Source organism: Paenibacillus contaminans (genome assembly GCF_003285015.1).
Classification (GTDB): Bacteria; Bacillota; Bacilli; order Paenibacillales; family NBRC-103111; genus Paenibacillus_V; species Paenibacillus_V contaminans.
The window spans coordinates 1-13,622 of the sequence record NZ_QMFB01000039.1 but is presented as its reverse complement, the minus strand read 5'-3'; the positions used below and the strand labels follow the sequence as shown (position 1 = coordinate 13,622).

At 55.1% G+C, this 13,622-nt stretch carries 10 protein-coding genes; 1 reads left to right on the top strand and 9 read right to left on the bottom strand.

Annotated features, from left to right (window positions below; all coding sequences use genetic code 11):
• Positions 1–66 precede the first annotated feature (66 nt).
• From DQG23_RS36670 to DQG23_RS36635, 8 genes are all read right to left on the bottom strand, one after another.
• Positions 67–1,443 (bottom strand): glycosyl hydrolase family 28-related protein, encoded by a 1,377-nt coding sequence (locus DQG23_RS36670; protein WP_113036013.1) that lies wholly within the window; start codon positions 1,441–1,443, stop codon positions 67–69.
• A 117-nt stretch (positions 1,444–1,560) separates the two neighbouring features.
• Positions 1,561–2,991 carry a hypothetical protein gene (locus DQG23_RS36665; protein ID WP_158560891.1) on the bottom strand — a complete coding sequence of 477 codons (1,431 nt, stop codon included), beginning with the start codon at positions 2,989–2,991 and terminating at the stop codon, positions 1,561–1,563.
• A gap of 159 nt (positions 2,992–3,150) precedes the next feature.
• A complete protein-coding gene (locus DQG23_RS36660) occupies positions 3,151–5,784 on the bottom strand; it encodes a glycoside hydrolase family 38 N-terminal domain-containing protein (protein WP_113036012.1) in 2,634 nt (877 codons plus the stop codon).
• Complete coding sequence (locus DQG23_RS36655) at positions 5,785–6,726, bottom strand: phytanoyl-CoA dioxygenase family protein (RefSeq protein WP_113036011.1); 942 nt, start codon at positions 6,724–6,726, stop codon at positions 5,785–5,787.
• A 72-nt stretch (positions 6,727–6,798) separates the two neighbouring features.
• On the bottom strand, positions 6,799–7,782 hold the full coding sequence (locus tag DQG23_RS36650; protein ID WP_113036010.1) for a mannonate dehydratase: 984 nt from the start codon (positions 7,780–7,782) through the stop codon (positions 6,799–6,801).
• A 46-nt stretch (positions 7,783–7,828) separates the two neighbouring features.
• Complete coding sequence (locus tag DQG23_RS36645; RefSeq protein ID WP_158560890.1) at positions 7,829–8,590, bottom strand: SDR family NAD(P)-dependent oxidoreductase; 762 nt, start codon at positions 8,588–8,590, stop codon at positions 7,829–7,831.
• 168 nt (positions 8,591–8,758) lie between these two features.
• A complete protein-coding gene (locus tag DQG23_RS36640) occupies positions 8,759–9,643 on the bottom strand; it encodes a carbohydrate ABC transporter permease (protein ID WP_113036008.1) in 885 nt (294 codons plus the stop codon).
• Between the two features lie 14 nt (positions 9,644–9,657).
• Complete coding sequence (locus DQG23_RS36635; RefSeq protein WP_113036007.1) at positions 9,658–10,554, bottom strand: ABC transporter permease; 897 nt, start codon at positions 10,552–10,554, stop codon at positions 9,658–9,660.
• Here DQG23_RS36635 and DQG23_RS41975 point away from each other — a divergent pair.
• Entirely contained in the window at positions 10,519–10,710 is a 192-nt protein-coding gene (locus DQG23_RS41975; RefSeq protein WP_146762456.1) for a hypothetical protein, read from the top strand. The genes DQG23_RS36635 and DQG23_RS41975 overlap by 36 nt on opposite strands.
• A gap of 256 nt (positions 10,711–10,966) precedes the next feature.
• Here the strand turns inward: DQG23_RS41975 and DQG23_RS36630 are convergent, their stop codons facing one another.
• The gene (locus tag DQG23_RS36630) at positions 10,967–12,658 is read right to left on the bottom strand and encodes an extracellular solute-binding protein (RefSeq protein ID WP_113036006.1); all 1,692 of its coding nucleotides are present in this window, start codon (positions 12,656–12,658) and stop codon (positions 10,967–10,969) included.
• Between the last annotated feature and the right edge of the window lie 964 nt (positions 12,659–13,622).

Here is a 13,622-nt window from a genome sequence, read left to right as displayed (position 1 = left end):
CAGCTCCAAGAGCTGCGCGGTATTTTTCGCATCGTGCGCAGCCTCTTAGCCGGTCAAACCTTCCTGCTATCCCGCCGTTATATTCGGCGCAATAATCGAATTCGGAATCGCCACGGCGGCGGCGACAGGCGCTACGGTATTTTGGGACAGCCTGTTTTGCGCGACCATATGATATCCGTCGTTGTTCAGGAAAACGCCGAATTGCTGCCCCATCGACTTATTGCCCGTGATAAGCGACTGGCCGCTGACGATATTGATGCCAACCTGGGTTCCGGCTGCGCCGGCGCAGCCGTTAATGCGAAGGTCGCAGCCCGTAATGACGGATTGTTCCGCCGAGCAGTCCACGCCATTGTAGGAATGGTTGATGAAAAAGCAATCGGATACGGTGACCGAGTAAACGTTCGCGGTAACCTTCAGCCCATGCCCCGCCCCGGAAGGAGGCGTCGCCTGTCCGACGCCCGTCAGGCCTGTCCCCGCCGCTTCGGTGTAGGTGGACTGTATTTTATGGGAGCCTCCTCCGTACGTGTCGAGATAAATCTCGTCGCCGCCGTCTTCCCCGAAGAAGCTATTGTCGATCCGGATCCCGTTGATCGGCGTGTCGGCCCTGCCGAGGAAGCATATCCCGCCCGATCTGTTGCCGAACGTATTCAGCCTGAACATGTTCCCCATCGTCACGAAGCCGACGCTGTTGACCGCCGACTGCACGCAAATGCCCCACGCATTATTGAGCTGCGAAAGCACGTTGTTGAACTGCCATTGCAGCGCTCCGTTAATGCCGCTGTTGACCATATACACGCCATGCGCGTAGTTGTCATGCGAAAATAAGTTCTCGACCGTCGAATAACCCGTCGATCCGAGCCAGAGCCCCACATAATGGCCGGAAATTTCCACGTCGCGAACGGAGCACAAATTGCTGTTTCCTTCAAAATAGAGCCCTGTATTCCCCGAAACCGACGAAACGAGCCGCTTGATCGTCAGCTTTGATATATCTACATGCTGCAAGCCGTCCGGCACCTTCACCGTCGGCTGTCCGCTCGGCACCTCGGAGATAATGACCGATCCCTTCGGAATCATGGGAAGCGCCAGCAGCGAATAGGTCCCTTCCCCCAAAAGCCTCGAACCCGATCCCTTGAAAAAAAGCGTGTTCGTCACGCGGTACGCCCCGCGCGGCAAATAAACGGCCTTGCCCGTATCGAGCGCCTGTTGAATGGCGGCCGTGTCGTCGTCGATGCCGTTTCCCTTCGCGCCAAACAACGCGACCGGATTAACAATGCCGAAGTCTTCTTTCATCCCCGTTCCGATGTTCTTAGGAGCTGCTTCCGCCGTATTTGCCGGCACTCCCATTGCGGCCATCGCCGCTCCCGCTCCGGCCATCCCCATTGCCGTCAGCATTTTTCGCCTCGACATTCGGTCATTCATCGTTTTGCTCGCCCCATCGCTCATCCAAATCGCTCCCTATCGCCCGATTATACTTCCCCATCCATTTCTTGTCCGATGCGGCGGAACGCCGTCATACAAAACCGCACCGCGCGCCGTTAGCTGCGCGCGGTATAAAGACGGTCAGAAGCTTGCAGGCCCCGCTTGGTTGGCCTGGAATACTCCCGAGTGCAGCAGCGCGCTGCATACATGGGTAAACGGGGATACGATTTGATAGTTCGAGCCGTTCGCATTAAACGTGCAGCCGATAAACGTGTTGGCGGTCAGGTTTTGGCCCTTCTCCTGCAGCCCTTTTAACGTATTTTCGAATAAATCGTTCGTGCTCCACATCGTATAGGAGGAGCTGTCGACGGTAATGCCGTTCCCGGTATTGTACCGGCAGCTGAGGCTGGACATCGTAATGCGCTGCGAGTCGACCGCCTTGATTCCGTCCGCGTTCGCAACTTTATCCGGCAAATAAGTTCTGCCCGCCATCACGATATTCGTTCCGTTTACGAACCTGCAGCCGTTCAAGGTCATGCCGCCCCTATGGCATAACGACGAAACGACGGCAACCAGATACAAGTACCAGACGTTCTCAAAAAGAAACCCGACCCCGCCCACCGTATCCGCCATGCAGGTATCGAAATAAACGGCCTCGCTGTTTTTGATGACGAATCCGTCGCCGCCCGCGTTGCCGTTACCGCCCGTCACATCGCAATTTTCAAAATGAAAGCCCTGCGCATTCTCGACGATAAAACCGGCGAAATTAATCGTAATTCCGATCTGAGCGGACGGAACGTTATCGACATTAACATTTTTGAAAAACGTATAGGCGAACGCATCCGTCAAATGAACCGCAACGCCCTTATTGATTCGGCATGTGACGTTGGATACGTGAAGGTTGACGATGATATTGCTGCTTTTGCCGTCCCGCAGCACCGCATAAGCGTTCCACACGATCAGATCGCGCAAATAAATATGCTCCATCGTTTGCGCCGCCGTATCGAGATAAATCGCGATGGAGGAGCTGCCGGCATTCCCCATGTTAATAAAAAAGCCGTTGATCTCGACAAAGCTGGAACGGATCGTAAACAGCTTGCCTGTGGCCGCTTTCGCGGTCAGCTTAACCTCCCTGCCGCCCGCAGCCAGCTTGACCGGCTTCGTTATCGTAATATCGCCGAGCAAATAACCGTTCGCCGTAAACGGAAAGCAAACGGTTCCGCCCCCCGCCGCAGCCGCCGCGTTAACCGCGCTCTGGACCGCCGCCGTATCGTCGGTCGTGCCGTCGCCTACTGCGCCGTAATCCATGACGTTGTATTCGCCGCAGCCCGCCATGCCTGCCATGGCTCCCGACCCGCCGGAGCCTGCCGGACTTGCCGGATTCGCCGGCGTCGCCGGTGTCCCGTGAGATCCGGGGGTTGCCGGAGTTGCCGGGGTCGCCGGCGACGCGCTTGCATGCCCCGTCATTCCGATCGCGGAGAGCGCCGCTCCCGCTCCCGCCATGCCCATCGCCGCCAGCAATTTCCGCCTGCTCAGCTTGTCGTTCATGATGTCTTTTTGATAATCGCTCATTCGATATCGCTCCTTATAAAAATCATATTTTTATAAAGCGAAAGAACATCTGATTGACAAAAGATGAAGGCCTTGCGTTAACCGTTGAAATTGACAATTCATCACTCAATCGTGCTGCGAAGAGGCATGGCAGTCCCGCGCACAAACAACGAGGCTTCTTTACGCCTCCAACTGCAGCGTTACGATTTGCCACGGCTTCACGGAAAGCGAGATGACGCCGCTGTCCTTGTCGTAAGAAACCGGAGCCAATTCCGCTTCATTCCCGAGCAAATCCGCGGCGCAAGCGCGGTGAACGGGGAAGCTCAAAGCAATATTAACCGTCGAGCTTTGCCCTTCGGATTCATACAACCGCAGGACATACTTGTCGTTTTCCTTATAAAATGCGGTTGCGACGACGTTCGGACAATCGCTCTTCACGAACGAACGCTCAAGCGGCAAACCATACTCCGACACGCCGTTATATTTGACGACCGTTTCGATCGGCTGCGCCTTCCCTTTCGAAAATCTGGCGATTTCCGCAAAGCGCTCCTTCTCCTCCGGAAAATACATGGAAAATTTGTAGCCGTGAACGCCTTTGCCGTTTATGTTCGGGTGCGTCTGCAGCAGCCACCCCTCCTGCTTGACCTCAAGCGGCATCGACCGGTTCAAGATAAGTGAAACGGCGTGGTTCTCCGTATCATGAGTGTAATAGATCGAGCAGTTTTCCGATACGATCGCTGCGGGCAGCTCGCCCGATTGAAACAGTGCCCAGCTCCTCGCGTAAAACTGGCCTTTCTGCGCGCGTTCAAACTCATTGTAGTTAATCGTCGATCCCGGAATATTGCCGTAGCCCTCGCCGGCAAGTTCTCTCGCTTCGACGCCGAACGGAATGTCCGCATATAAATACGTGTCCGGCTCGGCGGGAAAATCGACCGCAAAATACCCCTCGTCGCCGGCCGCATCGAGCGTCAAATCGAAGCTGACGGCGCGCTCCGACTTGTTTAGCACGATATCCTGGCTGAACCCGCTCGCCCCGACCGTACCGCTTACGCGGTATACCCAGCGCAGCGGTCCGTTCTCTACCAGCTCCCACTTCTCCGGCTCCATCCCGAATTCCGCCGTCGTTTCCCAGAACGACACCCAGTACGCGGACGACGGCGTTTGCACGAATTTCAGGCCGTTTGCCGCATTCGGACGGTCGGACCGAATCGTCCTGCCTGTCGCAGCTTCCTTGATTTCGGCGATCCGGCCCTTTTTCAAGACAAGCTCGAGCACGCCGTTATTCAAGACGACTCGATCCGGAGCGGAAGGCCGGTTCAAAGGAGCGATATAGTCCGCCTTGACCTTCTCCTCAAGCAGCCCGCCGTTTCTGACCGCTCTCACGCTCGTATATCCCATGGCCGGAACGTTCAATTCGGCCACGACGTCCACTTCGTTGTACTCGCAATTGCTGTAGCGCTTGTCGCCGCTGCACAAATTTACGATCTGGTAATCCAGCTTGTTGCCGGCGCTGTCGAGCAGGTCGAAGCCGCCGAGTCCGTAAGAGCTCGTAATATGCAGTTTGACGATTTCCTTGCGGTCCCAGTTCAATACGTTACAAGCCGCATACTGCGAGCCTTCCGCTGTCTGCAGCTTCCCTGCGATGTCCTCCGACAGCCGTTTCACCAAAGCGCCCGCTTCGGATTTAGCCCCCGATGCGATCGAATACAGCTCGTTGAAATCGTCCCGGTACACGAATTCGATGGCATGCCCGGTAATCTCGAACAACCGGCTCCACAGCGATTCAAGCTGCCGGTAAGGATATTCCGTTCCCGTCAAGGCGGCGAACGCCGCCAAGCTTTCCGCCCTTACGATCAGCCGGTCGAGCTCGCCCCGCATTCTCCACATCGAATGGCTACCGCGGAACGGCGCGTTATACGACAATTCGCACGGATCCAGCACGCCGGTAAAAACGGGAAGAGCGTCCGTCCGCAGCCGGTCGAAATACGCGCCGGGATTCGAGAAGATCAGCTTCACGTCTTCCCGTTTGTTCCATTCCTCTACGAAACCCAATATATTGATCGGCTCGTCGTATAAATTCCGCAATGGCAGGTAGTCGTCGCAGCCGTAATTCAGCCAGACGATATCCGCCTGGAGCAGCGGATCGATTTTGTCGACGAGCTCTAGATCGTAAAACTCCCGCTTCGCTTCCTCCCACTCCGCGGCGAAGTCCTTGTTCGTGAACCTGCCGTCCATGAACCCGCCGTACGTTCCTCTGGACACGACGATCCGAGTGCCGTCGAGCCCTTCCCAGTGAAATTGGCGCGGCACCTTTTTGTAGTCGAGCGCCTGCTCGGGCCGCTGGAACCGGTAGTAACGATGGCCCCCAAGCTGCAAAATTTGCGGGAGCTGGCTATGGCCGCAGCCGACATCCGCGTTATAGTAAAAATCGATCGATTCGATGCCGAACAGCTTTTGGAAAAAGCGTTTGCCTTCCACCATGTTCCGGATAAACGTTTCTTCTCCTACATAAGTGGACCTGACCAAGCTTGCCCCGCCGTTGGCGATGTAAATTCTGCCTTCCTGCACGCGCCGCTTCATCTCTTCGATTTTTTCGGGACAGTGCCGTATAAACGGGCTCAAGCTGTGCGCGACATTGTCGATCATCCACGTGAATTCCTTATTCTCTCTCATGATGTCGAGCATATCGCCGAACGACTGCAAGTATCTGCGAATATGCCATTCTCTCGTGTTCGTCCAGGCAAAGTCGTGATGCGAATACGGCATGATATGAATTTCTTTGACGCCTCTAAAATCGAGGGCACTGTTCGCCACCTATTTCGCCTCCCCCTGATCGCTTTTCCATGTAAAGCTAAGCCCCGTGTAATGCTGCACGATCGGCTGAACCTCGGGCGGTTGGGAAGCGATAAAACGCTCCGTCGATTCGGACCGCGGCCAGCACTCGGCAAAACCGCTTATCCCGGGCCGGAAATTGATCGCGCAACTCAAGCGGGTTTCGCTGCCGTTATGCGGAAATACGCCGTGAAACGTCCGTTCCGCGAAAATGACCAAATCCCCGGGTTCCGCATAAAGCGGCAGGCATTCCGCAAAATCGAAGCGGTCATAAGGACCGTCGCTTCCCCCGACGGGCTTGAATGATCTGCAGTTCTCCGTGAGCTCGAAGCCTTCGAAGCCCTGCCAATCCTCCGTATGCGAGTCCGGTACGATCGCGAGACCTCCGCTCTCGGGACTGACCCCGGTCAAATAAAACCAATTCGAGCACGCCCCGGTATTGTTCAGCACCGCATTCGCGCCGTATACGCCTTCAAGCGGCTCCCAGTCGGTATGCCACGGCCCGGTACCGGCGCCGGGCTTTTTGTAGATGGCGGCGGAACGGTTCAGCGTAACCGGCTGATTGCCGTACAAAGCATGCACGATTTTCATGTACGGCTCGTAGGTCATCAAGCTCGCCAAGGCGTCCGATTTCTCGATAAAATCGACCATCGTTCGCGTCGTTATCTCTTCTGCGGCCGGATCGGCCTCTTCTTCTTCGGCTGTGCTCAGTTCTTCCGTCAGCTTCGGCGTCAGGAACACGTGGGATGTATGCAAGGAGGCGGCGAAGTTTTCGCGGATCGAATGCTTCAAAGCTTCGACAAGCTCTGGGGGCAGCACGCCCTTCACCACGGCAAATCCGTGGGCGTCGTTGCACGCTTTGATCGCATCCAGCTCATCTCTATTAAACTCATAACGATAAGGCAATAAACGTTTCTCATACATTAGAATCACTTCCCATAAAAGTTTGGATAGGGCCGTTCGTTCAGCCTGCTTGCAGTTCGACTCTACGTTAGACTACTCGACCGGACCGGAGCCCGCCGTTTTGCGCGCGCCTTCCAGAAGTCCCTTCAAATAACCGACGGCGAACAATCTGCCCAGCGATTCGTAGCCCGGCTCGTCGTTGCGCTCGCCTTCCATCGTAGGCACATGGTCGACCCGGACCGGACCGTCGAAGCCGATTTCGCAGTACGTTTTCATCGCTTCGAACATGTCGGTTTGCCCGTCGTCATGGAACGTTTCGATAAATTTTTCGGGCGTCCCGCGAACGTCCCTGAAGTGCACGAAAAAGATTTTATCCAGCTTTCCGAAGCGCCGAATTTGCTCCGGTATGTTTTCGCCCGCCGTCGACAAGGTGCCTTGGCAGAAAGTGATGCCGCTGTAGTCGCTCGGCACCAGATCGATCGCCTGCTTCAAGGCGTCGGCGCTTGTAATGATCCGCGAGATGCCACGGATCGGCGAAAGCGGCGGATCGTCGGGATGAAGCGCCAGCTTCACGCCGGCCTCCTCTGCTACCGGAACGACGCGCTTGAGGAAATACTCCAGACCGCTCCACAAACGGTCTTCGCTTATAACGCCCGCTTCCGTAAGCGGAGCATGCCTCATGTCTTCGTGATCGTAACCCGTAACCATGGCCCCGCCTCTTGTCGGAATGCTTGTCGACGACCGCATCCAATTGAACTGCGCCATAAAGTTATAGCAAAGCACGGGGATTCCGAGCGCTCCCATATTGCGGATCAGCTGCTTCACCTGCTCGATTTCTTCGTCCCGGCCAGGCAGGCTTTGCTTGACCTTCTGCATGTCCAGCCCCGGCTCCATCACCTCCAGCTTCAAGCCATGTCCGGCAAAACGCTGCTTCAGATACAGCAGGCTCATATAGTCCCACGGCATCACGCCGTTCACTTCCTCCGGCATACGGGCAACCGCATGCGTAACGCCGACCTGCTTCGACAGCGTCCAAAGACGATTCGGGTATCCTGATAAAACTTCCGCTAGTTTCATACCATCACTCCTGTTATTTTTAATAGCCGGCAGCGGCGCTTGGCGCCTAGTGCATGATCCAGCCGCCGTCCGCGTTCAGCGTTTGCCCGGTAATGAAGTCGCTGTCCCCCGATGCGAGGAAAACGAAAGCCCCTTCCAAATCCGCCGTTGTTTCGCGGCGTTTCAAGCATTGAAGTCCCGCGAGCAGCTCGCCTGCGGCGTCGGAGGCCTCGAGACCGATTTTCTCCGCCTCGGTTTCGGTATACACCGCTCCCGGCGTGATGCAATTGACGTTGATGCCGTGTTCCCCGACCTCCCGCGCCAATGCGCGCGTAAACCCGATGATCGCGCCTTTGGAGGCGACGTAGTGAACATAGTTTTTTTGCCCGGTAAAAAAAGTGACGGAAGAAACGTTGATGATTTTCCCGTAATTGCCCGCTTTCATATAAGGAAATACGGCCTTTGCGCAAAGAAACTGGGATTTGACGTTAACGTTCATAACCCGGTCCCAGTCCTCCGCGGATATTTCATGCCACGCTTGGCGCGGATCCATCGCCGCGTTGTTGACCAATATATCGACTGTGCCGTAACGGCGGACGGTTTCCTCCACCATCAGCCGCACTTCGTCCTCCTGCGATACGTCTGCGCGCCAAACGAACGCTTCGCCTCCCCGGTCGCGGATTTCATCTGCCACCTGCTCCGCCAGCTCAGGGTGCGAACGGTAATTGACGACAACCTTCGCCCCTTCGATGGCGTAACGTTTGGCGATCGCCGCTCCGATCGAGCGTGACGCCCCCGTGACGATCGCTATTTTTCCTGCCAGCTTCATATACGATCCTCTCCCATGCTTCTCGCACTTCATCCGTTGCCAGTCTAGGACAATGCCGTTTACCTCTGCACCTCGCACAGATCTCAATTCGTGGCGCGGCGATACGTGTTGGCGGTCAACTGCAACTTAGGCGAAGGCCGTTTCTACGATATGCTTTGCTGAACAAGCTCATTCCTTGACGCTGCCCAGAACGATCCCTTTTACGAAATACTTTTGCAGGAACGGATAAACGAGCAGTACCGGCAGGGCACCCAAAAATATTTGCGCGTTCCGGAACGCTCTCCCCGAAATTTTACGGAACGTTTCCGCTTCGCTCCCCGTCAAATTCAGCAGCTGCTCGTCGATGACGATCGTTTGCAAATAGCTTTGCAGCGGGTATTTGGCCGCCGAATGCATGTAGATGATGCCGTCAAACCACGAGTTCCAATGCCCGACGATGCAAAAAAGCGAAAGCGTCGCCAAAGCCGGAAGCGATAACGGGACGTATATTCTCCACATAATGGTGATATGCCCCGCTCCGTCCATGAAAGCCGATTCCTCCAGCTCCTTGGGCAGGCCCCGGAAAAAATTCAACAGCAGGATCACGCTGAAAACCGGAACGGCCCCCGGGATGATCAGCGCCCAGATCGTATCCATCAGACCCGTTTTTTGGATGATCATATACGAAGGAATAAGCCCGCCGCCGAACAAAACGGTGACGAAAAATACCCACACATACACGGTGCGCAGACGAAGCGCCTTGACTTCCTTCGACAGCGGATAGGCGGTCAAAATAATGAGCGCCATATTGATGATCAGCCCCAGTGCGACTCTCTCCACCGACACGAGGAGCGAACGGATAAACTCCGGCTTTTGCAGCGCGTATTGATAGGAGGCCGTATTGAAGCCGATCGGCCACAGCGTCACCAGCCCCGCTTCCGCAGCCGTTCTTGAGCTTAGGGAAAGCGCCAGCGTGTTGATTAACGGAAGCAGGCAAAGAAGCGCCAATAACGATAAACCTATATAGTTGCTTACGATAAACAGCTTTCTGGAAAAAGATGATCGCTCAACCATCGTTGTTCCTCCTGTCAAAAGATACGATAATTAGCGAACCGGTACGCAAGAAAATAAGATGCGGCAATAAGCAGGAGAGAGATTGCCGACTTCATCAGTCCGATCGCACTGGCCAAGCTGTACTGCGCCTGCACCAATCCGGTCCGGTATACCATCGTGTCGATAATGTCCCCGGTATCGTATACTTGGGGGCTGTATAAAACGAAAACCTGCTCGAAGCCGGCGTTCAGCACGTTGCCCAAGCTAAGCGTCATCAGAAGAATAATAATCGCCCGCATGCCCGGCAGCGTAATATGCCAGGTTTGACGCAGCCGGCCCGCACCGTCCATAGCCGCGGCTTCGTAAAGCGAAGGGTTGATTCCCGCCAAGGCGGCCAAATAAATGATCGTACTGAAGCCGAACTCCTTCCATTCGTTCGAGAGGACGAGCACGTATCGAAACCACCTGCTGTCTCCCAGAAAATAGACGGGCTCCATGCCGAAAAACACCAATAGCTTGTTGACGATCCCTTGAGACGGAGACAAAATATCGATCATAATGCCCCCGATAATGACCCACGATAAAAAATGAGGCAAGTAAACGAGCGTCTGGACGCTTCGCTTGAACGCTTCTTTTCTTACCTCGTTCAGCAGCAGCGATACGACGAGCGGTACGATCAGGCCGACGATGATTTTAAGGGTGGCGATGACCAGCGTGTTCCAAAACACCCGCTTCGTATCGGGCAAGCTGAGCAAAAAACTGAAGTTGTCGAGTCCCACCCACGGAGACTTGGTAAAGCCGAGGGTCGGAAAGTAATCCTGGAATGCCATCACGATGCCGAACATCGGACCGTAGCTGTAGACGATCACTATCGCCAGTCCGGGCAAGAGCATCAAATGCAAGGGCAATTCCATCCTTATGTTCTTGAGCATAAGCCGTCCTCCCGGTTAACGGCGGGGGGAGGAGCAAGGGGGCCGCGCGTGACGGCGGTCGACCGCATGTCGGCGCAGCTGCTGCGCGCAGCGGCGGAGCGTGACGCCGGGCGACCGCTGGGCAGTGCAGCTTCGGCGCGTGGCGGCGGAGCGTGACGCTGGGCGACCGCTGGTCAGCGCAGCTCCGGCGCGCAGCGGCGGAGCGTGACGCCGAGCGATCGCATGTCGGCGCAGCTACGGCGCGCGGCGGCGGCGCGTGACGCCGGTCGACCGCATGTCGGCGCAGCTACGGCGCGCGGCGGCGACGCGTGACGCTAGTCGACCGCTGGTCAGTGCAGCTTCGGCGCGTGACGGCTGTCGACCGCGTGCAGCATGCAGCGCCCCCTTCCTTCAGGGCTCCCCATGCCGGCCGTTATTTGCTTTTATACCAATCGTTCACTTCCTTGGTGATTTGCTCCCCGCCCAGCTTATTCCATTCCGCCACAAATTGATCGAACTGTTCGAGCGGCGATCCCATGATGACCTTGGTCATCATTTCATTTTGCATTTTGGCGAGGATCGCTTCTTTCTGCACCATCGTCTGCGTAGGAACGCCGATAAATTGATCCGGCATAAACTGGTTGTTCTTCACGTAGTCTCTTATGATGTCGCCGGCTCCCCCGATTCCGTTCCGGGAAGCGTATTTCCAGAAGCTTTGATCGCCTTGCTTGTATTTTTGAATATTGCTGTAGTTCAGTCTCTCCTCCGGCGTCAGCTTGCTTAATTCCTCCGCGGTGGCCGGCTTGTCGCTCTTCAGCAGCGGCTCCAGATGGGTGGAGATCTCCATATTTTTAAACGATTTATAGATGAGTACGGGCGCTTGGGTGAAAAAGCCGGTCTTCTGATCGCTGTTGTATTTCACGTAGATGTCATCGTCTTTGTTCTCATAGAACAGCTTCAGCCAAACGTCCGCGAGCTTATAGAGCGCTTCTGGGTGCTTCATGCCTTTCTTGACCACCCAAAATCCGTAATTGATATTCAGCGCATGCTGCAGCAAGGTCGGCTTGCCGTCGATCGAAGGGATCGGATAAGGCGTCCACTGCACGCCCGGCGTTAAATCGGACAGCGAATATCCGCCGGTCATCGAGCCGAAATAGATGCCCAGCAGGTTTTGGCCGATGTTTTCATTGATTTTCACCGCATCCTTGACGCCGAACTCCTTATCGATTTGTCCGCTTTTATACAATTCCTGCATCTTGGCCAGTGCGGTTTTCACCTCGGGCTGCACGCTGCCGAATACGAGCTTGCCGCTCGGGTCCTTGATCCATATATCTTTATAGGCGTGATAGCCGTTAAACATCGTGCCGAGAAACCCGAGATCCTTATCGAGCGGCAAGCCGAAGGTGTCCGCTTTGCCGTTTCCGTCCGGATCTTTTTCGGTAAACGCTTTCGAAATGGCCAGCAGGTCGTCCATCGTTTTCGGCTCCGGCAAGTTCAGCTTCTTCATCCAATCGTTGCGGATCCAGACAACCGGCACCGTTTCCTTCTGAAAGCCCGTGAACGGAAGGGCCATCAGCCTGCCTTTGATCGTCGCCGCTTCCAGCACCTCTTTGCCGGCCTGCTCGACGACGTCTTTTACGTTCTGCGGCGCGCTGTTCTTGTACACATCGGTCAAGTCTTCAATTAGCCCTGCTCTGTTCAATTGAACGAGCTGCGTCGGCGTAACCAGGAAAATATCCGGAATATCGCCGGTGGCGATCATCAGATTCGTCTTTTGATCGAGCTGGTCGCCGGGCGCATCCCAAAGCGTTTTGACGGTTATGCCGTAATTGTCTTTAATGTACGTGCGCCAGCGGTTGTTGTTCATGTCCTCCCCTTCGGCGAACGAGATGGCGCCGTACGATTGATTCACCATAGTGACCTCGATGGGAGGATCGTATTTCGCGTTTTTCTTCTCGTCCGGTTTGACTGAAGGCGATCCTGACGGCGATCCGGAAGCAGCTGCCGCCGACGGCTTCGCTGAACCTGCCGGCTCGTTCGAGCCGCTGCACCCCGCCAAGCTGGTTCCGGCCAGCATGAGCGAAATGGCAGCCAATCCGTATACCTTGGTCTTTCTTCTCGGCATTGTATTACCCCCTCGAAAAATGTTTTTCAGTCCGTTGCCCTTGGCAGGCCCTGAAAACAATTTCAATCTACCCCCGCCCGTGGCAAAAACATAGCTTCCGTTTCGGCCAGAATGGACGATTCCTGTGGGTTCGCCTAAATTGCATATTTTCGTTCAAAGTGATGATCGTTGGACGGAGGACCTAAGTATCGTTCGGGAGCGAAACGGCCCCTCTTGCAGGAACCGAGGTGCAGAAATGAGTATTTATCGGGGGCATCGAGCACAATGGCAATATCTCTCTTCCTCGCAGACTCATAAAGAACTTCTGCCGGTTATCGAGCAGTAATGGCCGCCTCACTCAGGCGTATAGAGGCAATAATGAACTTTTCCTCGAATGGGCGGTTGTTCGGCTGGAAATCGTTTCGTTTGCCTCATTAACAATTACTTTTCCTTTGCTAACTCCCCATTCTTAAATGTTCGGCGAGGATAAACGGCTTCGCCGTCCTAAACGCTTTCGAAGAAAGCGACTTCATATGCATAAGCTAAGGACAAGCGCGTTTACCGGGAAATCGAACATCAGCGGAGGATATACTTTCTGCCCTGAAATAACGATATTTCATTCATCAGTGGTGCCGCGCAGAGGCATGGAAGTCTGAGATTTCGAGAAAGAGCTACGTCCGCTTCACCGGTCAATTCCTCTTGGTTTGTCTCCTTGCCGCGCTTCAAAATAATTCAGCCACGTAAAGTAGTTTGCCCGCCGTCCAACTGCGGCTAGTAGCATTTCAACTCTTATACTATATATTTCAGGGATGTAAGGCATCTGATCGTGCAACAGATCGTGATCATCATAATGAGGCACAGTTTACTATCAGTGAGGCAAACCTCACTATTTCTAACCGAAAACCCGTGTTCTGGTGACATAATGAGGCAAACGCAACTCCCTCTGTTCGTAGCGGTTTTCTCACGAATGCTCGCTCATTCGCAG